17 protein-coding genes and 1 pseudogene are annotated in these 22,311 nt (G+C 42.4%); 1 reads left to right on the top strand and 17 read right to left on the bottom strand.

Annotation, left to right across the window (positions count from 1 at the left end; genetic code table 11):
- Nucleotide 1: 1 nt before the first annotated feature.
- The 9 genes from fmt to G8761_RS03765 all read right to left on the bottom strand — a co-directional run bounded on the left by fmt (nt 2) and on the right by G8761_RS03765 (nt 10,225).
- Nucleotides 2-946, bottom strand: coding sequence for a methionyl-tRNA formyltransferase (gene fmt, locus G8761_RS03805; protein ID WP_166023823.1), 945 nt, complete (start codon nt 944-946; stop codon nt 2-4).
- A complete protein-coding gene (gene def, locus G8761_RS03800) occupies nt 943-1,428 on the bottom strand; it encodes a peptide deformylase (protein ID WP_166023821.1) in 486 nt (161 codons plus the stop codon). The genes fmt and def overlap by 4 nt, the downstream gene beginning before the upstream one ends.
- Before the next feature lie 154 nt (nt 1,429-1,582).
- Nucleotides 1,583-3,994 carry a primosomal protein N' gene (priA, locus tag G8761_RS03795; RefSeq protein WP_166023819.1) on the bottom strand — a complete coding sequence of 804 codons (2,412 nt, stop codon included), beginning with the start codon at nt 3,992-3,994 and terminating at the stop codon, nt 1,583-1,585.
- The gene (gene coaBC, locus G8761_RS03790; RefSeq protein ID WP_166023817.1) at nt 3,969-5,201 is read right to left on the bottom strand and encodes a bifunctional phosphopantothenoylcysteine decarboxylase/phosphopantothenate--cysteine ligase CoaBC; all 1,233 of its coding nucleotides are present in this window, start codon (nt 5,199-5,201) and stop codon (nt 3,969-3,971) included. Before coaBC ends, priA begins: the two co-directional genes overlap by 26 nt.
- 158 nt (nt 5,202-5,359) lie before the next feature.
- Nucleotides 5,360-5,578, bottom strand: a complete 219-nt coding sequence (gene rpoZ / locus G8761_RS03785; RefSeq protein ID WP_166023816.1) for a DNA-directed RNA polymerase subunit omega — start codon at nt 5,576-5,578, stop codon at nt 5,360-5,362.
- 2 nt (nt 5,579-5,580) lie between these two features.
- Nucleotides 5,581-6,195, bottom strand: coding sequence for a guanylate kinase (gmk, locus tag G8761_RS03780; protein WP_166023814.1), 615 nt, complete (start codon nt 6,193-6,195; stop codon nt 5,581-5,583).
- Nucleotides 6,196-6,206: 11 nt separating this feature from the next.
- Nucleotides 6,207-6,470, bottom strand: coding sequence for an extracellular matrix/biofilm regulator RemA (gene remA, locus G8761_RS03775; RefSeq protein ID WP_166023812.1), 264 nt, complete (start codon nt 6,468-6,470; stop codon nt 6,207-6,209).
- Between the two features lie 57 nt (nt 6,471-6,527).
- On the bottom strand, nt 6,528-7,403 hold the full coding sequence (locus G8761_RS03770) for a YicC/YloC family endoribonuclease (protein WP_166023810.1): 876 nt from the start codon (nt 7,401-7,403) through the stop codon (nt 6,528-6,530).
- 143 nt (nt 7,404-7,546) lie between these two features.
- On the bottom strand, nt 7,547-10,225 hold the full coding sequence (locus tag G8761_RS03765; RefSeq protein WP_166023808.1) for a cation-translocating P-type ATPase: 2,679 nt from the start codon (nt 10,223-10,225) through the stop codon (nt 7,547-7,549).
- Nucleotides 10,226-10,431: 206 nt separating this feature from the next.
- Here G8761_RS03765 and G8761_RS03760 point away from each other — a divergent pair, with 206 nt between their 5' ends.
- On the top strand, nt 10,432-12,156 hold the full coding sequence (locus G8761_RS03760) for an Rqc2 family fibronectin-binding protein (RefSeq protein WP_166023806.1): 1,725 nt from the start codon (nt 10,432-10,434) through the stop codon (nt 12,154-12,156).
- Nucleotides 12,157-12,489: 333 nt separating this feature from the next.
- Here G8761_RS03760 and pyrE read toward each other — a convergent pair whose 3' ends face one another.
- The 8 genes and pseudogenes from pyrE to G8761_RS03720 form a co-directional block, all read right to left on the bottom strand.
- Nucleotides 12,490-13,128 carry an orotate phosphoribosyltransferase gene (gene pyrE / locus G8761_RS03755; RefSeq protein WP_166023804.1) on the bottom strand — a complete coding sequence of 213 codons (639 nt, stop codon included), beginning with the start codon at nt 13,126-13,128 and terminating at the stop codon, nt 12,490-12,492.
- Nucleotides 13,125-13,841: an orotidine-5'-phosphate decarboxylase gene (pyrF, locus tag G8761_RS03750; protein ID WP_166023802.1), complete on the bottom strand. Its 717-nt coding sequence runs from the start codon at nt 13,839-13,841 to the stop codon at nt 13,125-13,127. The genes pyrE and pyrF overlap by 4 nt, the downstream gene beginning before the upstream one ends.
- A complete protein-coding gene (locus G8761_RS03745) occupies nt 13,813-14,754 on the bottom strand; it encodes a dihydroorotate dehydrogenase (RefSeq protein WP_166023800.1) in 942 nt (313 codons plus the stop codon). Before G8761_RS03745 ends, pyrF begins: the two co-directional genes overlap by 29 nt.
- Nucleotides 14,751-15,530, bottom strand: a complete 780-nt coding sequence (locus G8761_RS03740; protein WP_166023798.1) for a dihydroorotate dehydrogenase electron transfer subunit — start codon at nt 15,528-15,530, stop codon at nt 14,751-14,753. Before G8761_RS03740 ends, G8761_RS03745 begins: the two co-directional genes overlap by 4 nt.
- Nucleotides 15,527-18,733, bottom strand: a complete 3,207-nt coding sequence (carB, locus tag G8761_RS03735) for a carbamoyl-phosphate synthase large subunit (protein WP_166023796.1) — start codon at nt 18,731-18,733, stop codon at nt 15,527-15,529. Before carB ends, G8761_RS03740 begins: the two co-directional genes overlap by 4 nt.
- Nucleotides 18,697-19,817, bottom strand: a pseudogene (locus G8761_RS03730) (carbamoyl phosphate synthase small subunit). Before G8761_RS03730 ends, carB begins: the two are co-directional and overlap by 37 nt.
- Nucleotides 19,817-21,100, bottom strand: a complete 1,284-nt coding sequence (locus tag G8761_RS03725) for a dihydroorotase (RefSeq protein WP_166023791.1) — start codon at nt 21,098-21,100, stop codon at nt 19,817-19,819. Before G8761_RS03725 ends, G8761_RS03730 begins: the two are co-directional and overlap by 1 nt.
- Nucleotides 21,060-21,995, bottom strand: coding sequence for an aspartate carbamoyltransferase catalytic subunit (locus tag G8761_RS03720; RefSeq protein WP_166023790.1), 936 nt, complete (start codon nt 21,993-21,995; stop codon nt 21,060-21,062). Before G8761_RS03720 ends, G8761_RS03725 begins: the two co-directional genes overlap by 41 nt.
- Between the last annotated feature and the right edge of the window lie 316 nt (nt 21,996-22,311).

The following is a 22,311-nucleotide window of genomic DNA, read 5'->3' as shown; positions in this document are numbered from 1 at the left end:
TTTAATCTCCCAGCTTAATTCCTGTTGTTAGTTTAGCACCTGAACCTTTCAAAAACTGTTCTGATGACATTTTCGTTTTTCCAGAAGGCTGAAGCTCGGTAATTTTTATAGCAGTAGAATTACCTGTTTGGACAACAAGTCCGTTAGGCTGAATATCTGTTATTGTACCAGGCTGCTGGCTTTCTTTGGATGGAAGCTTCTCGGCTTTCCATATTTTCAGAACCAATTGGTCCATTAACGTATAGGCAACAGGCCATGGATTCATTCCTCTTATTTGGTTATAAATATCTTCACCAGATTTGGACCAGTCTATTTTTTCCTGTTCTCTTTTAATATTATAGGCAAAAGTCGCCTCCGCCTCATTTTGGGTGATTGGCTCTAGTTTATTTTCGAGAAGCTTAGGAAGGGTTTCTGATAAAAGCTGGGCTCCAGCTGCGCTTAATTTTTCGTGCAGGGTTCCTACATTATCATCTTCAGTAATCGGAACTTCTACCTGAGTTAAAATATCACCTGCATCAAGCTTTTCAGCCATATACATGATGGTAATCCCTGTCTTTTCCTTTCCCTGAATAAGGGCATAGTGGATAGGAGCTCCTCCCCTTAATTCGGGAAGCAATGAAGCATGCACATTGATGCAGCCATACTTCGGCGCTTCAAGCAATTCCTTTGGCAGAATTTGTCCAAAAGCAGCAGTTACAACCAAGTCTGGCTGAAGGGCAAGTACTTTTTCAACTTCTTCCTTAATACGGATCTTTTCCGGCTGGAGTACAGGGATGTTATGTTTAAGCGCCTCTGCCTTTACAGGCGGGGGTGTTAAAACTCTTTTTCTGCCTACCGGACGATCTGGCTGCGTCACTACTCCAACAACCTCATATCCATCCTCAAGGATTTGCCTTAATACCGGAACTGAAAAATCAGGCGTTCCCATAAAAACGATTTTTGTCATTCTTGTTCCAACCCTTCCAACTCTTCCTCAGTTAAATATTTTTCCACTTTCTCAGTGAAGAGCACACCTGACAGATGATCTATTTCATGCTGGATCGCTCTGGCAAGAAATTCTTCTGCTTCAAGCGTATATTTATGTCCCTTTCTATCATAAGCCTCAATTTTCACCTTATAAGGCCGTGTTACTTCACCAAATAATCCTGGGAAACTCAAGCATCCTTCCGGCCCAGTTTGTTCGCCGGATGTCTCGAGAATTACCGGATTAATCATTTCAATGGTTCCTGACTCATCATCAATATCCACAATTGCAATTTGCTGATCTATACCAATCTGAGGTGCGGCAATTCCTACCCCATCAAATTCAATCATAGTATCATACATATCATTTAGCAGCCTGCCTAATTTCTTATCAAAAGCTGTAACAGGCTTGCATTGCTGTTCTAAAATATCTGCTGGATAAGTTACTATTTTACGAATTGCCAAAACTGTTCCTCCGTTAATCAATTCTATATTTATTAAGCTTTCCGCTTTCGCTGTTAAGTGGTTGTATTGTATAAAAAACAGCTTTAAAAGCATTTCTTTTTATTTTCTCCCAAAATCCCGATGCCAAAACAGCCGGTTTTTCAGACTCTTAAGATTACATTAAAATATATGGATTTACATCTACTGACACCTGAAGTCCGCCATTGCTTTCAGTCTGAAAACGGTCGAGAACGTATTTAAGTGTTGTACCTAATTCCGGTTCCCGCTTGTATTTTATCAAACATTGATATCTATATCTATCATTGATCCTTGGGATTGGAGAAGCCACTGGCCCCAGGACAACGGCATCCTCAGATACATGATTGCGAATATAGTTCGTTATTTTTTCAGTTGTAGAAACAGCAGCCATCAAATTTTCATGGCTAACTGTTACTAGAGCAATGTAATAGAAGGGCGGATACTTATGAAGCTTTCTGACCATCATTTCCTGCTTGTAAAATAAATCGAAATCCTGCTGGCCTGCAAGTTCTACACTGTAATGCTCAGGGGAATAAGTCTGGATCACTACTTCTCCTGGCAGAGTGTGGCGGCCGGCCCTCCCGCTTACCTGGGTAAGCAGCTGAAATGTTTTTTCAGATGACCTGAAATCGGGAAGGTGCAGCATTGTATCAGCTGTAAGGACACCAACTAGTGTAACATTCGGAAAATCAAGCCCCTTAGCGATCATTTGGGTGCCAAGCAAAATTTCAGCTTTGCCATCCTGGAAGTCCCTTAACAGTCTTTCATGTGAACCTTTTCGGGAAGTGGTATCCACATCCATCCTTATCACTTTTGCCTCAGGCATAATTTTACCCAGTTCATCCTCTACCTTCTGTGTGCCTGTGCCAAAAAAACGGATATGCTCACTTAAACAGTCCGGGCAGTTTAATGGTACATGGTCCTCAAATCCGCAATAATGGCACTTCATTCTTTGTGTTGCCCTATGATACGTAAGTGAAATATCACAATGAGGGCAATTAAGGACATAACCGCAATCTCTGCACATCACAAAGGAGGAATGCCCCCTTTTATTAAGAAACAAAACAGTTTGCTGACCTTTTTCCACCCGGTCCCTTAATTTCTCCAGTAAAACCTTAGAAAACATGGAACGGTTGCCTTGACGGAGTTCTTCTCGCATATCGATGATCTCCACGGAAGGGAGGGACTGCTGGTTCATTCGGTTTGGCAGATTTAATAAATGATAGACACCTTTTTGAGCGCGGGCAAAAGATTCGAGGGAAGGAGTGGCGCTGCCAAGAATAACCGGGCATTGATAGTTTCTGGCTCTCTCAATGGCCACATCTCTCGCATGATAACGGGGCATTTCCTCTTGCTTATAGCTTGTCTCATGTTCTTCATCAATAATTATAAGTCCGAGATTTTCAAAAGGGGCAAAAACGGCCGAGCGGGCTCCAACTACCACCTTTACTTCTTTTCGCTGAATTTTTCTCCATTCATCATATTTTTCTCCAGCGGATAAACCGCTGTGAAGCACAGCCACCTGATCTCCAAACCGCCCTTTAAAACGGTTAACCATAAGAGGGGTCAATGCAATTTCCGGGACCAGCATGATAGCTTCCTTGCCTTTTTCCATTACATCCTGAATGGATTGGAGGTAAATCTCCGTTTTTCCGCTTCCTGTTACCCCGTAAAGCAAAAATACTTCATGCTTTTCAGCTTGATTAGCCTCAAGTATTGGTAAAATTGCGTTCTGCTGTTCTTCTGTTAAAACAAAAGGATTTGTTCGTTCAAAAGTTCTGTTTTCATAGGGATCTCTGTATACTTCCATTTCCTTTTCAGCGAGTAATCCCCTTGATACAAGGCCCCTTATGGAAGAAGCTGAGAACTGATGTGCAGAAATTAGCTTCCTTAATTCAACTGGCTTTGAATTCTGTAGAAAATGCTCTAATACTTCTTTTTGCTTTGAAGCACGAGCAGGCAAACTGCCGATTTCATCCTTCAGCTTTTCAGCTTTTACAGCCGGATAAACAAAGAGAAGACTCTTCTTTTTAACTCTTTCTTTTACTTGATAAATAACTTCAACATGCCCTTTAGATGCTTCCTTTTGCAAAGCTGAGATAAAACCCTGCTGAACTGACTGATCCCAATCCAGCTCTGAGGTTTCGTGAAATAGCTGCTGAATATCTTCAGGAAGCACCTCGATCCCCTTTCCGGGAACCAGCCTGATTTTTTTCACATACTTCGCTTTCAATGCAGCTGGAAGCATTGCCTGATAGGCTGATATTTTAAAACTGAGAGTATGATCGGCTAGCCATTCACCCAGATTCATTAATTCTGGGTTCAAGGCTGGATATAAATCCATTGGTTCACTTATTTCCTTAAGCTTCTCAAAATCGGACTGTGATTTAATTTCCTTTACGAAACCCTGAATTTTTCGTGGGCCAAACGGGACTATTACCCTTATACCCGGCTGAATAATATTCTCCCATTTAGCAGGAATTAGGTAGTCAAATGATCGGTCGGTCTGCTTTGCAGGAACATCAACAATTACACTCGCGATCTTCATATTCACTCATATCCTTTATTAGGAGAGAAACCTCATTAATAATTTTCTCTGCCACTTTTTGTTTAGACATCAAAGGCAGGCTTTCTGAAAACCCGTCCTTTTTATAAATTGTTACTATATTAGTTTCAGTACCGAAACCGGCACCCTCCTGGCTAACATTGTTAGCAACAATCATATCTGCATTTTTTTTCTCTAATTTTCTTTTTGCATATTCATCGATATGGTCCGTTTCAGCTGCAAAACCTACTAAAATCTGTTTCGTTTTTTTCTGGCCAAGCTCAAAAAGTATATCCTTTGTCCGCTCAAGTTCAATAAGGGCATCTCCGTCCTGTTTTTTGACCTTATATTCATATTGTATTTTTGGACGGTAATCAGCTACAGCTGCTGTTTTGATTACTGCATCCGAATCTTCAAAATGAGAAAAGACTTCTTTGTGCATTTCTTTGGCACTTTCGACCTTAACAAGCTCCACACCTGGTGGTGCATCAATGCTAACTGGACCAGAAACAAGAATGACACGTGCACCTGCTTTAAAAGCTTCCTCCGCTATTGCATAGCCCATTTTCCCTGTTGAATGGTTCGAAATAAACCTGACAGGATCAATTTTTTCTCTGGTTGGCCCAGCCGTTACAATGACTGTTTTTCCTGCCAGCACGCCTGTGCGATTTTGAAAAAATGTCTCTGCAAGACTCACAATTTTTTCAGGCTCCTCAAGCCGCCCTTTTCCCACATAACCACAGGCCAAATATCCTTCACCCGGCTCAATAAAACGGTAGCCATAATTATATAATGTTTCTATATTTTTCTTGACTGCAGGGTGATCATACATATGAACGTTCATCGCAGGTGCAATCCACACTGGAGCTGTGGCAGCAAGAAGTGTGGTGGTAATCATATTATCAGCAAGTCCATTTGCTATTTTTGCAATGGTATTAGCTGTTGCGGGAGCAACCAAAATAAGGTCTGCCCAATCGGCTAAATCTATATGAGCAATTACTTTTGGGTTCTTTTCATCAAATGTATCTGTATAGACTTCATTTTTGGATAGCGCCTGAAAGGTTAATGGCGAAACAAATTTGGCTGCTGATTCACTTAAAATCACTTTCACCACTGCGCCAGCTTGAGTAAGTTTGCTGGTTAACGCTGCAGCTTTATAAACTGCAATACCTCCGGTAACACAGAGTAATATTTTTTTTCCATTGATCATTTCATTACCCCCGAATGCTTAATCCAGTTATCTTTTCTTCATTATGATGCAATTACGGCAAATTTTCATCTTTTTTGAACAAACACTCTGACAGTATAAAAGGTCTGACACATATTCGCGCCAGACCTCAATACAATTATACTTTTTGTTTCCTATGATTACTCTTCAGCAGTCTCAGGCTTTTTCGCAGTTCGGTAAGTAAGTTCACCCGAATAAATTTCTTCTAATGCTTTACCTACATATTTGTGGGAAACATACTTGTTCATTCTGTAGCCGCCACTTTGCTGCATAACCCGTGCACGCTTTGCTGCCACGGATACAAGGGAATATTTAGAATCAATTATTTCTAGCAATGAGTCAATAGATGGATATAACATACTTATTCAGCCTCCAATAATCTTTTATATTTATATGCCACGCGTTCTCTGCGGCAATGTTCCGCTGTCACAATTGCCTTAACTCTTTCAACAGCAAGCTCTACCTGGTCATTAACCACAACATAGTCATACAGGTCGATCATCTCAATCTCTTCCCGTGCGGATAGCATACGATTATTAATTAAATCCTCTGTTTCAGTTCCCCTTGTGACAATCCTGTTTTTAAGTTCGGTCAGGCTTGGAGGCATCAAGAATATAAATAATCCTTCCGGGAATTTTTCACGGACCTGGCGTGCTCCTTTTACCTCGATCTCCAAGAAAACGTCCTTTCCTCTATCAAGTGTCTCTCTAACATAATCGACAGGAGTTCCATAGTAATTACCTACAAATTCAGCATGTTCAAGGAGCGCTTCCTTTCGGATCATTTCTTCAAACTCATCTCTTGTTTTAAAGAAATAATCAACTCCATGAACTTCTCCCTCTCGAGGAGTTCTTGTTGTCGCTGAAACAGAATATTCAAAAGCCGTATTAGGCTGGGAAAAAATCTCTTTTCTAACCGTTCCTTTACCAACACCGGAGGGGCCAGAAAGTACGATTAGCAGTCCTTTATCTGTCATTTTAAAAAATCCTACCCTTCATCAATAATATCAGACCGGTCTGCCAGCCTGTGTGCAACCGTTTCCGGCTGTACCGCAGAAAGAATCACATGGTCGCTGTCCATTACAATAACAGCACGGGTCCGTCGGCCATATGTGGCATCAATTAATGAGCCGCGGTCACGGGCATCCTGAATAATTCTTTTAATCGGCGCTGATTCAGGGCTGACTATCGATATAATTCGGTTGGCAGAAACAATATTACCAAAACCGATATTGATTAGCTTAATAGACATGATGTTCCCCCATCATCAATAATTTATTTTTGCCGTATACCATTCTTTCTAAACACATTATTCTATATTCTGAATCTGCTCTTTGATTTTTTCAAGTAAACTCTTGATTTCCACTACATCCCTTGCTATGGAAGAATCCGTCGCTTTAGAACCAATCGTATTTGTTTCCCGATTCATTTCCTGCACCAAAAAATCAAGCTTTCGCCCAATGGGCTCTTTTTCTTTTAATATTTTTAAAAATTGCTGAATGTGGCTTCCCAGGCGGGTTAATTCCTCGTTAATATCGGCCTTTTCGGAGAAAACGGCCACTTCTGTCAGAATTCTGGCCTCGTCTATTTGCCCATTCAGGAAGTCCTGCATTCTCTTGGTTATTCGTTCCCTATATTGCTGAACAACCTCTGGAGCATATTTACGCAGTCCTGATACATAAGAATCAATCTGCGCTAGGTGAGCTGTTATATCCTTTAATAACTCCTCTCCTTCAGTCTGCCTCATTAAGGCCAGCTGCGAGGCCGCTTCCTCTACAGCAGAAAGGACAGCAATTTCAAGATCTTCATTAGAACCTTCTGATTCTTCAATATGTACAAATTCTTCCCTGCTGATGAGTTCCTGAATGGTAATGGATCCTTCAATTGCAAACTTTTCACGTGCCTGCTGGATAAATTGATAATATTCCTCTATCAAATTCCAATCGGCTTGAACTTTGCGGCAGACAGTTCCTTCACCTTCAAGAGTAATAAAAACTTCTACTCTTCCCCTCCTGATAAAGGCGCCAAGTTTTTTCTTGATTTTTTCTTCGATACTTAGAAGCTGGCGGGGCATCCGGATATGGAACTCGCAAAAACGGTGATTAACTGTTTTAATTTCTGCATTTACCGAAAAAGAGCCTGCTTCAATTTTGCTTCTGCCGAAGCCAGTCATACTAAAGGCCATCCATTTGACACCATCCAATCTATTAGGAAAATCGGCAAATGCTGAGGCGATAATACAACAGCAGAGCCGATGCTTACGATCTTCTTGTAAACAACAAAAGGTAATAGAGTACTTCTCTATTACCTTTTGGATTATATCATACTTTATTTTGTTTTTCTCACCAAAAATGAACCTGCCAGTAAAAAAGTAGGAATAGCTGACAATCCTATAATCAGCAGCCAATCTCTTCCGGCAATTGGAAGGGTATGAAAAATCGGCTGCAATGGAGGATAATAAATTACGACAAGCATTAAGGCAAGGGAGGAAATGACTGACCATACAAGATATGGGTTACCGAAAGGATTCCGTGATAAGACCGATTTTTCGCTTCGGCAATCAAACACATGTATAAGCTGTGCCATTACTAGTGCCGCAAATGCCACCGTCTGGGCATATTGAAGGCGATCTGGCTGGTTTTTGTAAACAATAATAAAAGCCAGCAGGGTTACTAAACCGATTAAAAATCCTCTGGAGACAACTTTCCATCCCAGGCCCCTGGCAAAAACACCTTCTTTAGGGCTTCGCGGCTTTCTCTTCATGACATTTTCTTCAGGACGGTCAAGGCCGAGAGCCATAGCCGGCAGACCATCTGTGACAAGATTAACCCATAGAATCTGAATCGGAACGAGCGGAAGCGGCAATGCAAGGATCATCGCGAACAGCATAACCAATATTTCACCCACATTGGAGGCGAGCAGGTAACGGATAAATTTGCGGATATTTTCGTAGATATTCCGTCCTTCAACAATAGCTTCTTTAATGGTTGCAAAATTATCATCAAGAAGTACAAGTGCTGAAGCTTCTTTTGCAACATCGGTGCCTGTAATGCCCATGGCAACACCAATGTCCGCCGCTTTAATAGCCGGAGCATCATTTACGCCGTCGCCGGTCATGGCAACAATATGCCCTCTGTTTTGTAAGGCTTTGACAATTTTCAGCTTATGTTCAGGAGAAACCCTTGCAAAAACAGAAACATCATCAACAACGTCCTCGAGTTCCTCTACAGACATTCCCGAAAGCGCATTGCCATCGACAATTTTGCTTTTGCGTGTTAAAATTCCCAGCTGACCCGCAATTGCTTTTGCTGTTATTACATGATCCCCGGTGATCATAACCGTCTTTATTCCGGCTTCACGGCATTCACTTACTGCCTTTTTCACCTCTGGTCTCGGTGGATCAATCATTCCTTGTATCCCTATAAAGGTTAAGTCTCTTTCTGCTTCCTGTTCACTAAGAATCAAGGTATTAGCTGGTACAGGTTTAAAAGCAATGGCTATATTTCTTAGAGCGTTTGAGGCAAGTCCATCAATAGCCTCCTGGACCTTAACCTTTGTCTGCCCTTCTATAAACTGCGTTTTACCGTCCCACAGAACAGACTGGCTTATTCCCACCAGAACATCGGGAGCTCCCTTAGTGACGATAAATTGACGGCCTTCCTTGTCCTTAACCAGAATACTCATCATTTTCCTGGCTGAATCAAAAGGGAATTCCTTAAGAATCTCAAATTCTTTCAAAAGACTATTTTTTTCATAGCCAGCTTTCATGGCACTGACAAGAAGTGCTCCTTCTGTCGGATCTCCGTCAAGAGTAATTTCATCCTCATTACGGATCAAATCAGAATGATTGCAAAGCATGCCGAAAATAAGCATTTGCTGAAGTGCCTTTTCGTCTTTTACAGAAACAGGCTTTCCATTTCTGTAAAACTGGCCTTTTGGCTCATACCCGACCCCATCCACACTCCAGAGCCGTCCTCCGCTCCAAAGATGGGTAACGGTCATTTTATTTTGCGTCATGGTTCCTGTTTTATCAGAACAAATCACTGATGCACATCCTAGTGTTTCGACGGCCGGCAGTTTTCTGACGATAGCATTTTTCCGTATCATTTTCTGAACACCCAATGATAAAGCTACAGTAACAATGGCTGGCAGTCCCTCTGGAATGGCAGCCACAGCTAGAGACACACCGGCGAGGAACATCGTATACAAATCGTTGCCCTGCATGACACCAATTGATACAACAAGCACCGTCAAAAGAAGTGCTGCCGTTATTAAAATTTTCCCGAGCTGTTCGAGCCTGTGCTGAAGTGGTGTTGTCGCTGTTTCAGCATTTTGCAGAAGGTCGGCAATCTGTCCCATAGCTGTCTGCATTCCAGTAGCTATAACTGTTCCTATGCCGCTTCCTCGGGTAACCATGGTTCCCATAAAAGCGATATTTTCCATATCACCAATTCCAGGGTTATCATTTTTTAATGGTTCAATATGTTTAGCAACTGGAACTGATTCCCCTGTTAAAGCAGATTCCTCAATCTCCAGGCTCCTAACGTCTATGAGCCTTACATCTGCACCGATTCTGTCCCCGCTTGTAAACTTCAGAACATCCCCGATTGCAATCTCTTTAGATGGAATCTTCATCCATTTTCCATCTCGCATAATGCTAACCTGTGGAGCAGACAATTCCTTTAAGGCCTGCAGTGACCGTTCAGCTCTTCTTTCCTGGAAAAAACCCAGGAAACCGTTGATTAGTACAATAGCAATAATGGCAATAGCATCGATATACTCACCGAGCAGCCCAGAGATAAGAGTAGCCGCCAGCAAAACCAGGACCATAAAGTCCTTAAATTGGCTGAAAAATAATAGCAAGGCGGATTGTTTTTCACCTTCTGCCAGTTCGTTATATCCATGCTCCTTTATTCGATTTTTTGCCTCTTCCGTTGATAATCCAGACGAAAAGTCCGTATTCAGTGTTTTTTCCGTTTGTTTTACGTCCATTTCATAGAACTTCATCCGGCCATTTCACTTCCCCCTTAAAAAGTACACATTCTCTTAAGTAAGCATATTCGGCCTCGTCCCAAAAAATGCTAATATAGGGAAAGTAAAAACATCGGTTTGGGTCAGGAAACGCAAAAGTTAAGAGGGAATAAGAGACAGCCTTAATTACACGGGGTATACTAAAAGGATAGTGAAAGCTGTAAAAGAAAAGGATGTTATTTATGTCATTTGATGGATTATTTACAAAAGCGATGGCTGATGAATTATCACAGAAGCTAAAAGGCGGAAGGATCAACAAAATTTATCAGCCTTATAAAAATGAAGTTCTTTTAACCATTAGAGCTAACGGAAAAAATCATAAACTGCTTTTATCTGCTCACCCGAGCTATGCACGTGCCCAGCTCACATCTGAATCCCATGAAAATCCGAGCGAACCGCCAATGTTCTGCATGCTCCTTCGTAAGCACCTTGAAGGGTATATCATTGAGGATTTATACCAGGTGGAAACGGAAAGAATCTTAATTTTTGAAGTAAAAGGCAGAAATGAGCTTGGAGATATTAGCTATAAACAGCTAATAGTAGAGATTATGGGACGGCACAGCAATATCATTCTTGTTGATAAGAACCGAAATGTAATTCTCGACAGTATTAAGCATGTATCGTTTGCGGTTAATACCCACCGGGCAATTCTTCCTGGCCAGGTATATATTGCGCCTCCTGAACAGAATAAGCACAATCCTTTCACTGCGGAGGAACAGGATGTTTTAAAGACACTTGACTTTAACAGCGGCAGACTCGATCGCCAGCTTGTGGAACAATTTTCAGGTGTCTCTCCTCTATTTGCGAAAGAGGTGCTTTTCAATAGCGGGTTGTCAAACCGGACTACTCTTCCGCCAACCTTTATTAAGATGATAAAAGAGATTGAAAGCGGAAAAATAGAACCCGCCATTACCTCTTATTTTGGAAAAGAAGCCTTTTACCTCTTCCCACTAAAACATTTAAAAGGTGAAAGCCGGACTTTCCGAAGCTTAAGTGAGTTGCTGGACCGTTTTTATTTTGGGAAAGCTGAGCGTGATCGTGTAAAACAGCAATTTTCTGATTTGGAACGGTTTATTGTAAACGAGAAGGAAAAAAACGAGAAAAAAATTGAAAAGCTGAAAAGAACGCTAGAAGAGGCTGAAAGAGCCGATGAATATCAAAGATTTGGCGAATTGCTGACTGCCAATTTATATGCTGCCAAAAAAGGCATGAAGGAAATTGAGGTTGTAAATTATTATGATGAATCAGGGAGCACTATCACCATCCCTCTTAATCCGTTGAAAACTCCTTCAGAAAATGCCCAGAAATATTTTTCAAGATATCAAAAGGCTAAAACAGCTATGCGGATTGTTGAGGAACAAATTCAAAAAGCCCATGATGAAGCCGTTTATTTTGACAGCCTTTTTCAGCAGGTACAGTCAGCTTCTCCTAAAGATATAGAGGAAATCAGGGAAGAACTGGTTGAGGGCGGTTACATCCGCATGCGGCAAAAAAGAAATGGCAAAAAGGCTTCAGCTAACGCTAAACCTGTTCTTGATCATTATTACTCCCATGACGGCACAGACATTATTGTCGGAAAAAACAATAAACAAAATGATTATCTGACAAACAAGCTCGCTGCAAGAGATGAAATATGGCTTCATACAAAGGATATACCAGGATCCCATGTTGTAATCCGCAGCAAGGAGCCATCAGAACGTACTATTGAGGAAGCAGCCAGGCTGGCGGCCTACTTTAGTAAAGCCCGCTCCTCCAGCTCTGTACCTGTAGATTTTACAAAGGTCCGATATGTTAAGAAACCAAACGGAGCTAAGCCTGGTTTTGTCATTTATGATAACCAGCAAACACTTTTCGTCACACCTGACGAAGAAACGGTTCTTCGATTAAAGAATAAGCCCGATTTTTAAAAGATAAAGCCAGGCATAAGCTTGGCTTTATCTTTTATGAATAAAAAACTATAAAGTTTTACCTTTTAAATTGTCTAGCTCTAGCGCCCAGCGAGTTTTCAACCTTGAAAAGCGTCTTTGAATATCTTGCATCTAGTATGACCGTAGGTGAAACTTGGTACCTAGTGTCCATCCCGCTTCTCCCTACGATAAGTCAACATCCACTGGTGCTCCTGCGCCATAGCTTTTTCAAAGAAGCTTATGTTCAGCTCGTCGCAAAGCTGCATGTCGTCTATTCAGAGAAGCCGTTACAGGAAGTTTACTCAGGTAGTTGCTTCGCTGAATGGGCTTTTCTTATTTAACGGCAAATTGATTGCTCCAGCTGCCAGGATCCTTTGCCCATTCAAGCAGACTTCCCTGGTCATCCCCGCTCACATACCCTTTTTCAATTGCTAACTCAACAAGAGTTTCGAAGTTTGTCAATGAGTGGCTTTCTATTTTCTCACTCTCTAACAGCACTCTTCCTTTTTTGAGTCCGTATGTAAAAATGGAAACGACTCCCAGAACCTCACATCCGCATTCCCTTAATGCCTGGACAGAAGTGATAACACTACCGCCTGTTGATATTAAATCCTCAACCACAACAACCTTCTGTCCAGCTGCTGCTTTCCCCTCAATCTGATTTCCTTTCCCATGTCCTTTTGGTGCAGAACGAACATAACACATAGGAAGATTCATTATTTCGCTTACCCATGCTGCATGTGGAATCCCGGCAGTTGCCGTTCCGGCTATAATCTCAGCTCCCGGAAAGTGCTCATCAATCAAGCTCTTTAACCCATTGGCAATCTCTCTCCTTACATCAGGATAGGACAGAGTAAGCCTGTTGTCACAATAGATGGGGGACCGGAGACCAGATGTCCAAGTAAATGGATCATTTGGCTTTAATGCCACCGCATTAATTTCTAGAAGTTTTTCAGCAATTATTCTCTTCATTTCCTTACCCCTTTCCATTCTTCCAGCCAATTAAGATAGCTGCTTAATGGGTCCAATGCTTTTGTAATTGAGCGTCCGACTACAATGGCAGAAACTCCTGATTCTCTTGCAAATTGAGGTGTAGCAATTCGTTTTTGATCCTGTACTTCATCGGAAGCAAGACGTATTCCAGGTGTTACAGTTAAAAAAGAGTCTCCAAGCTGATGTCTTATTTCTTTAGCTTCCCAAGCAGAACACACCACACCATCCATGCCAGCCTGGCTTGCAAGCGATGCATAATGAAGAACTGATTTCTCAAGTGAAGCAGAAACTAGCTGTTCCTCCTGCATCTGTGCTTCAGAGGTGCTTGTCAGTTGGGTAACAGCGATACACTGTGGACGTTCATTACCCGCTGGTGTCCCTGCATCTAGTCCTTCCAGAGCAGCCTCCATCATTTCCCGTCCTCCTGCAGCATGCAAATTGACAAGATCGCATTCTAGTCTTGCCAGACCCTTCATCGCATTTTTAACAGTATTTGGTATGTCGTGAAGCTTTAAATCAAGAAAAACCTGATGTTGCTGTTCCTTTAATTTCTGAATAATAGAAGGGCCTTCTTGGTAAAAAAGCTCCATTCCAACCTTTAAAAAAAGCTTCTCTTTCCCAAGCATCCCAAGGAAACCCTCTACTTCCGTCCAGTTAGAAAAATCAAGCGCGATGATTAACGGGCTGTTCATTCCTCTTCCAGCTCCTTCCTGTACATTCGGAAATATGTTCTATACCAAGCTTATCCAGCAGTGAAGGTAGTTTCTCAATAATAGTTGGACATACAAATGGGTCAACAAAGTTTGCCGTACCGACTGCAACAGCACTTGCTCCTGCGTAGAAAAATTCAACAACGTCCTCTGCGGATTGAATCCCACCCATTCCGATTATGGGGAGCTTCGTTTTCTGGCTTACCTCGTAAATCATTCGAAGTGCAACCGGCTTTATCGCTGGTCCAGATAAACCTCCGGTACTATTGGCCAAAATGGGTTTTCCCGTTTTGAGGTCCAGCCGCATGCCAATTAGTGTATTGATCATTGTCAGCCCATCCGCTCCCCCATCCTCAACAGACTTGGCCATCTCAATAATATTGGAAACGTTTGGTGACAGTTTCACGTAGACTGGAACAGCGGATACCTCTTTTACTTTTCTGGTCAGCTGCTTTGCCACATCCGGAATCGTACCAAAAGCAATCCCCCCTGTTTTCACATTGGGACATGAAATATTTAGTTCAAGGGCATGAACGTTCGCTGCCTGTGAGATAATCCTTGCCGTCTCCACATAATCATCTTCCTGTGAACCGGCTATATTAGCGATAACCGGAACATCATACTGATCAAGCCACGGTAATTCCTCGGTTAAAATCTTATGTGCGCCAGGGTTTTGCAGCCCAATGGCATTAAGCATGCCCGCTGACGTTTCCGCAACTCTTGGAGTTGGATTTCCAAAACGCGGCTCAAGTGTCGCCGCCTTGATCATGATAGCCCCAAGCACATCTAGATTGTAAAATTGGCTGTACTCCCGCCCAAATCCAAAGCATCCTGAGGCTGGCATTATGGGGTTCTTTAAATCCAATCCAGGCAAATTAATATTAAGCCTATTCATATTACAACCTCCCCCGCACGGAATACAGGACCGTCACTGCAAACCTTTTTATAAGAGAAACCTTTCGGATCGTCAGTTGTGTGGCATACACATGCAAAGCAGGCGCCTATTCCACATCCCATCCGCTCCTCCAGTGATAAAAATACTTTTTTATCCTGATAATTCTGTTCAATCGCACGGAGCATCGGAGTTGGGCCGCAAGCATATACAACATCAAACTGCAGCTTCAGCTCCCGAATCACATCCGTTACAAATCCCATAGCTCCATAACTTCCATCTGCGGTTGCAATATAGGTCTCTCCCAAACTTTCAAACTTTGAATCATAAAAAATACTATCTTTTGTTTGAAAGCCAAGTACATGAATTACTTTAACGCCTTTAGCCTTTAGCTGACGGGATAGTTCGTATAGCGGAGGCACTCCTATTCCTCCCCCTACTAAAAGGGCCGTTTCTCCCGTTTTTGCTTCATCCAGGGGAAACCCATTGCCGAGCGGTCCCAGTATATCAATGGCTTCTCCTGTCTTTTTTTCAGAAAGAAGGCCCGTTCCCCGGCCCTCTTTACGATAAATCATCGTTAGCTCATTTTTAGATCTGTCAATCGAAGAAATACTGATCGGTCTGCGAAGAAGGGGATCATAACCTCCAGCCGCCTTTACATGCACAAACTGGCCAGGAGTCCGGATATCCTTCACCATTTCTCCTTTTACAGTCATTTCAAAAATGGAATCAGCTATTTCTGTTTGGCGGATAACTTCACATAATTCTTTGCGGATCATGCGAAAATTGCCTCCTTTTTATCCGTGCCCATCGCTTCTGTTGAAAAGTTCATTGACTCAATTACTTTTAAAATTGCATCTGCTGTATCAAGTGATGTAAGGCAGGGAATACCATTTTCCACAGCCTCCCTGCGAATTCTGAATCCATCGCGTTCAGGCTGTTTACCCTTAGTAAGAGTATTGATAATAAACTGTGTTTCTCCTTTATGGATCACATCAAGCAAAGTCTTACCCTCATACCCGATTTTTCCTACCACTGTTACTGGGAGGCCTGCTTCTTCAAGCGTCCTGGCAGTTCCTTCTGTCGCCATGAGGCGGTACCCGTTTTCAGCAAATCTTTTCGCTAATTTTAGAGCTTCACCTTTATCTTTATCAGCGACTGTTAAAAGGACCGTTCCAAATTTCTGGATTTTCATTCCTGATGCAATCAAGCCTTTATAAAGTGCTTTTTCAAGAGTTAAATCCTTGCCCATTACTTCTCCTGTAGATTTCATCTCGGGTCCGAGAGTTATATCAACGCTTCTGAGTTTGGCAAATGAGAAGACGGGAACTTTTACATAAACTCCTTCTTTTTCAGGAAGCAGCCCAGTGCTAAATCCCTGTTCTGCCAAAGACTCTCCTAAAATCACTTTTGTTGCTATTTTAGCCATCGGCACCTCTGTAATTTTGCTGAGAAATGGAACAGTACGGCTTGAGCGGGGATTTACCTCAAGAACATACACTTCGTTTTTACACAGTACATACTGGATATTCAGAAGTCCGATAATGTTTAGTCCTTTTGCAAGTTTCTTGGTATATTCCGCAAGCTTTGCCTTAATTTCAGGAGAAAGTGTTTGTGGCGGATAGACGGCGATGGAATCTCCGGAATGGACTCCGGCGCGCTCTATATGCTCCATGATTCCAGGAATAAGAACATCCTTCCCATCACAAATGGCATCTACTTCAATTTCTTTACCTGTCAGGTAACGGTCAATTAATACAGGATGCTCCGGATTTACTTTTACAGCATTTTTCATGTAATAAAGAAGTTCTTCCTGGCGGTAGATAATCTCCATTGCACGCCCTCCCAGAACATACGAAGGTCGTACTAGAACTGGATAACCGATTTCTTCCGCTACAATAACTGCTTCCTCAACAGACATGGCAGTTCTGCCCGGAGGCATTGGAATTTTCAGTTCTTCAAGTGCGTGCTCAAACTTATTTCTGTCCTCAGCCCGATCTAGGTCTTCCAGGCTGGTTCCCAGGATTTTCACTCCATGTTCCGCTAATTTCCCAGCAAGGTTTATGGCTGTTTGCCCGCCAAATTGGACCACAACTCCTTCTGGCTTTTCAAGGTCAACAATATGCATAACATCTTCCGCGGTAAGAGGCTCGAAGTATAATTTATCAGAAATGCTGAAATCGGTTGAAACCGTTTCAGGATTATTATTGATGATGATTGATTCATACCCGGCTTCTTTAATCGCTTTTACAGAATGGACGGTTGCATAATCAAATTCAATTCCCTGCCCGATTCGGATAGGGCCAGATCCGAGCACAATCACACTTTTTCTGTCGGTTCTTACCGATTCGTTCTCTTCTTCATATGTCCCAAAGAAATATGGAGTTTCGGATTCAAACTCCGCCGCACAAGTATCTACCATTTTATAGACTGGAAGGATTCCCTTTTCTTTTCTCCAGGAATAAATCACTTCTTCAGAAGTATTCCAAAGCTCGGCAAGCTTCTTGTCCGAGAATCCTGATTGCTTGGCTTTGTGTGCAGATTCAACCTCAAACTTGTTCTTTTCAGTCTTTTGCTCAAGGAGAATGATCCCTTCCATCTTTTTAAGGAAAAAGAGGTCGATTTTGCTCCAATTGTGGATCGTTTCAATCGTAATTCCACGTTTCAGCGCTTCCGCGATATAGAATAATCTTTCATCGCCTGCTTTTCTGATTCGTTTTTCTAGCAGATCAGCATCTATTTCCTGTCCGTCCTTTAATTCAAAGTGACTTACTCCGGCTTCAAGAGAACGAATAGCTTTTAGCAGGGACTCTTCAAAGGTTCTGCCGATGGCCATTACTTCTCCGGTTGCTTTCATTTGAGTCCCGAGAGAACGGTTACCTGATTCAAATTTATCAAAAGGCCATCTAGGAATTTTGGTTACGATATAATCAAGTGCAGGTTCAAAGCTTGCGTAGGTTTTGCCTGTAACAGGATTTAGCATTTCATCAAGTGTAAGCCCTACAGCTATTTTTGCAGCAAGCTTGGCAATCGGATATCCCGTTGCTTTTGAAGCAAGAGCAGAGGACCTGCTAACCCTCGGGTTAACTTCGATGATAAAATATTCAAAGCTGTCTGGATCTAGTGCCAGCTGTACGTTACAGCCGCCTTCTATCTTAAGGCTGCGGATAATTTTAAGGGAGACATTTCTTAAAAGCTGATATTCACGGTCGCTTAGAGTCTGGCTCGGAGCAACTACAATTGAATCACCTGTATGCACTCCAACCGGATCAATATTTTCCATGTTACAAACCACGATGGCATTATCATTACTGTCACGCATGACTTCATATTCGATTTCCTTAAAGCCAGCGATGCTTTTTTCAAGCAGACACTGGTTCACCGGGCTGTTTTTGAGGCCGCTGGTAATGATTTCCACCAGTTCATCATGATCCCGGCAAATTCCTCCGCCTGTTCCGCCAAGAGTATAGGCAGGCCTTACTATTACCGGATATCCTGCTCTTTCAACAAAACGCTCCGCTTCCTCCATATGGTGCACGATTTCGCTGTCCGGCACCGGCTCGTTGAGTTCGTTCATCAAATTACGGAACAATTCCCTGTCTTCTGCTTTTTTAATGGCTGTCAGCTTTGTGCCAAGGATTTCTACTTCGCACTCATCAAGAACACCAGACTCATGTAGTTCAACAGCCATATTTAAACCTGTCTGTCCACCGAGAGTTGCAAGGAGCGCATCAGGACGTTCCTTTCGGATAATCCTACTCACAAATTCAAGTGTTAGTGGCTCAATATAAACCTTATCGGCTATTTCGGTGTCCGTCATAATAGTAGCGGGATTGGAGTTTACAAGAATAACCCGGTATCCTTCTTCTTTTAATGCCAGACAAGCCTGTGTTCCGGCGTAATCGAATTCAGCTGCCTGACCGATGACGATTGGGCCCGACCCAATCACAAGAATGGTTTTAATATCAGTACGTTTTGGCATAGCCAGCAGCCTCCTCTTTCTTGGAATCTATTAAATTCATAAACTGGTCAAATAAACCGTTTGCGTCCTCTGGTCCTGGTGATGCTTCAGGATGGTACTGCACTGTAAAGGCAGGGAACTCCTTGTGCTGAAGTCCTTCAACAGAATCGTCATTCAGAGCTATATGAGTAATCTCAAGTTCCGTAGAGCCTATAGATTCCCTTTCAACCGCATAACCGTGGTTTTGAGCGGTTATGGCAATTTTTCCTGTTCGAAGATTTTTAACTGGATGGTTTGAGCCGCGATGGCCAAACTTCATTTTACTTGTATCCGCTCCGCAGGCAAGGGCAAAAAGCTGATGTCCAAGGCAGATTCCGAAAAGAGGAACCTTACCCAATATACCTTTAATCATTTCAATCGCTTCCGGAACATCCTTTGGATCCCCAGGCCCGTTTGAAAGCATAATTCCATCCGGGCGTAAATGGAGGATTTCTTCAGCACTTGTACTATAAGGAACCACCACCACATCACAGTCCCGGCGATTTAGCTCTCTTAGAATCCCATGCTTCATTCCGAAATCCACAAGTACAACTCTTTTTCCCCGGCCAGGGCTGGGATAAGGATTCATGGTTGAAACCTGGCTAACCTGGTCAATTGGAAGCACAGATGAATGAAGCTGTGAAAGAACCTGCTGCGCATCCTCCGATATATCACAAATCGCTCCTTTTAATGTGCCATATTCCCTGATAATCCTAGTCAGTTTCCTTGTATCAATTCCACTTATTCCCGGAATCTTTTTAAATCGTAAATATTCATCTAATGTAAATTCGCTTCTCCAATTAGAAGGAAGTTCTGCTGCTTCTTTAACGACAAATCCCTTTACCGCAGGATTAATAGATTCAAAGTCATCCCGGTTAATTCCGTAATTTCCTATGAGAGGATATGTAAATGTAACAATTTGCCCGCAATAGGAAGGGTCAGACAGGATTTCCTGATAACCAGTCATTCCTGTATTGAAAACAACCTCTCCAATTGTTTTTTCCTGGCTGCCGAAGCCCTCTCCGACAAAAATGGTGCCATTCTCCAATATCAGCTGTTTATTCATTATTGTCCGCTCCCTTTCTGCCAAGCTATCTTCCCTTGGGCAATCGTCATTACTGGCCAGCCTTTGCAATTCCAGCCTTTAAATGGTGTATTTTTACCTTTAGATAAAAACTCTTCCGGATCGATTTTCTTTTCTTCCTCAAGATCGATAAGTACAAGATCCGCAATAGCCCCTTTTTCTATTTTTCCATAAGGCAGTGAGAAGGCTTCTGCCGGCTTGGCTGTTAGGAAATCAATCAACTCTTCAAGCTTAAGGATCTTCTCTTCTACCAGATTCGTGTATAAAAGCGGAAATGCTGTTTCCAAACCAACAATGCCAAATGGAGCCAGCTGCATTCCTTCGCTTTTCTCTGCTTCTGTATGAGGGGCATGATCAGTAGCGATAAAATCAATCGTGCCATCCAAGAGGCCTTCGATTAATGCCCTTCTGTCTTCTTTTCCCCTTAACGGAGGATTCATCTTGTAATTCGGATCCAGTCCAGGGATGTCGTTCTCACTCAATAATAAGTGATGAGGTGTTACCTCGGCTGTGACTTTAATTCCAGCCCGCTTAGCGTCTCTTACTGTCCTAACTGATTCTTTTGTACTGATATGGCAGACATGGTAGTGGCAGCCGGCTGCCTCGGCAAGCAATACGTCTCTGGCGATATGTACTGATTCACATACAGAAGGTATGCCGTTAAGTCCATGTTTTTCAGAAAAAATCCCTTCATGAACCGAACCTTTGTTAATAAGTGTATTTTCCTCGCAGTGCGCCACAATTGCCATCCTCGCAGCAGCGGCCTTTTTCATTGCTTCAAGCATCATAGAAGCAGATTGAATGCCTACACCGTCATCCGTAAAAGCAAAAGGCCTTGAATTTTTCAGTGCTTCAAAATCTGTAAGCTCCTGGCCAAGCTCTCTGACAGTAATGGATGCATAAGGAAGAACGCGGACATGAGCAGTTTCTTTAATACGACCCTGAAGCCAATCCAGCTGCTCTTTAGAATCAGGTACTGGCCTTGTATTTGGCATGGCAGCGAGAGTTGTAAATCCTCCCCTGGCAGCTGCATATGTTCCAGTTTCTATTGTCTCCTTTTTTTCGCCACCAGGCTCTCTAAGGTGAACATGGAGGTCAATTAGCCCTGGAGCTGTTATGAATTTAGATCCATCAATGACATTTGCATCTGTATAAGAAAGTTCCTCTCCAATTTCTGTTATGATTCCATCCTCGATTAGGATATCACCTTTTTGGAATTTTTTTTCAGTATTGAAGTACGTTGCATTTTGAATTAGCATTTTCATAGCTGTTTCCCCCTCCTATACTTTGAATCGATCTTTTTAAAACTGCCATACGAACGAATACTCCATTTTGCATTTGCTTAAAGATTCTGGAACGCTTCGACTCTACAAGGCTTCCTGCTATCTCCACATCCCTGTTAAAAGGGGCTGGGTGCATAATAATACTGTGAGATTTCATTGTTTTTTCCCGCTGTTCAGTTAAACCAAAGAGTTCATGATACTGGGATGCAGTTAAGCCCCCTTTTTCCTCATGTCTTTCATGCTGGATACGAAGCAGCATCACCACATCCGAAGATGCGACAGCTTCATCAATCGGTATATAAAAGGACTTATTTTTTTGGTCAAACCATTCTTGGGGTCCTGAGAAAGAAACCTCCGCACCAAGCTTTGTCAGAGCTTCAGCATTTGAACGTGCTACCCGGCTGTGCAGGACATCACCAATGATGGCAACCTTCAATCCTGAAAAATAGCCGAATTCCTGCTGAATTGTCATAAGATCGAGCAGAGACTGAGTAGGATGGTGGCCGCAGCCATCGCCTGCATTGATTATTGGAATTCCGATCCCGTCCAGCAGTTCATTAAAATAACAATCCTGCTGATGTCGGATAACAGCTGTGTTAATACCAATGCTTTCCATGGTTTTAACCGTATCATAAAGAGTTTCACCTTTTTGAATGCTGGATCTTTCTGCTTCAAACGGGATGACCTGCAGCCCAAGCTTCCTTTCTGCTACCTCAAAACTTGTCTTTGTCCTTGTGCTTGGTTCAAAAAAGAGATTAGCTGTGAATACATCCTTTTTCGGTTTCCATTCCATTCCTTTGGCAAACTCATGTGCATCTCCAAGAATATCGAGTATTTCACCTGCAGTTAATTCCGAAGTAGTCAATAAATGCTTCATCCATTCCACCGCCTCATTATTTTTAAAACAATTTTGTTATGTTTTTACTTTTATTTAATAGGTGAATCTGCTCCCTTTCCGCGGACGAACTGGCAAGCCTCCTCGCTCGTTCCTTCCTGCGGGGGTCTTTCCAGCCCGTTTTTCCGCTGGAGTGTCGCAGATTCCCATGCAATCAGCAACATGATTTAAAGAATCTTCATATTAGAAAAACTTTGCATTCGCCAAGTTCTTTTTGGCGGATGCCCAAGTTTTTCTTATGCGTTTAGAATTTATGGATATAAATTCTGATTAGCAAAAAAACACCCTGCCATTTAGG

This window comes from Neobacillus terrae, assembly GCF_011393025.1.
Taxonomy (GTDB): domain Bacteria; phylum Bacillota; class Bacilli; order Bacillales; family Cytobacillaceae; genus Neobacillus_A; species Neobacillus_A terrae.
Note: the sequence above shows the minus strand (reverse complement) of the source record. Positions and strands in the feature narration are given on the sequence as shown.

What these genes read in the sequence shown, in the direction of transcription:
- fmt (WP_166023823.1), bottom strand. Translation starts at nt 946, where the DNA reads ATGACAAAAATCGTTTTTATGGGAACGCCTGATTTTTCAGTTCCGGTA.
- priA (WP_166023819.1), bottom strand. Translation starts at nt 3,994, where the DNA reads ATGAAGATCGCGAGTGTAATTGTTGATGTTCCTGCAAAGCAGACCGAC.
- coaBC (WP_166023817.1), bottom strand. Translation starts at nt 5,201, where the DNA reads ATGATCAATGGAAAAAAAATATTACTCTGTGTTACCGGAGGTATTGCA.
- rpoZ (WP_166023816.1), bottom strand. Translation starts at nt 5,578, where the DNA reads ATGTTATATCCATCTATTGACTCATTGCTAGAAATAATTGATTCTAAA.
- gmk (WP_166023814.1), bottom strand. Translation starts at nt 6,195, where the DNA reads ATGACAGATAAAGGACTGCTAATCGTACTTTCTGGCCCCTCCGGTGTT.
- remA (WP_166023812.1), bottom strand. Translation starts at nt 6,470, where the DNA reads ATGTCTATTAAGCTAATCAATATCGGTTTTGGTAATATTGTTTCTGCC.
- G8761_RS03770 (WP_166023810.1), bottom strand. Translation starts at nt 7,403, where the DNA reads ATGGCCTTTAGTATGACTGGCTTCGGCAGAAGCAAAATTGAAGCAGGC.
- G8761_RS03765 (WP_166023808.1), bottom strand. Translation starts at nt 10,225, where the DNA reads ATGAAGTTCTATGAAATGGACGTAAAACAAACGGAAAAAACACTGAAT.
- G8761_RS03760 (WP_166023806.1), top strand. Translation starts at nt 10,432, where the DNA reads ATGTCATTTGATGGATTATTTACAAAAGCGATGGCTGATGAATTATCA.
- pyrE (WP_166023804.1), bottom strand. Translation starts at nt 13,128, where the DNA reads ATGAAGAGAATAATTGCTGAAAAACTTCTAGAAATTAATGCGGTGGCA.
- pyrF (WP_166023802.1), bottom strand. Translation starts at nt 13,841, where the DNA reads ATGAACAGCCCGTTAATCATCGCGCTTGATTTTTCTAACTGGACGGAA.
- G8761_RS03745 (WP_166023800.1), bottom strand. Translation starts at nt 14,754, where the DNA reads ATGAATAGGCTTAATATTAATTTGCCTGGATTGGATTTAAAGAACCCC.
- G8761_RS03740 (WP_166023798.1), bottom strand. Translation starts at nt 15,530, where the DNA reads ATGATCCGCAAAGAATTATGTGAAGTTATCCGCCAAACAGAAATAGCT.
- carB (WP_166023796.1), bottom strand. Translation starts at nt 18,733, where the DNA reads ATGCCAAAACGTACTGATATTAAAACCATTCTTGTGATTGGGTCGGGC.
- G8761_RS03725 (WP_166023791.1), bottom strand. Translation starts at nt 21,100, where the DNA reads ATGAAAATGCTAATTCAAAATGCAACGTACTTCAATACTGAAAAAAAA.
- G8761_RS03720 (WP_166023790.1), bottom strand. Translation starts at nt 21,995, where the DNA reads ATGAAGCATTTATTGACTACTTCGGAATTAACTGCAGGTGAAATACTC.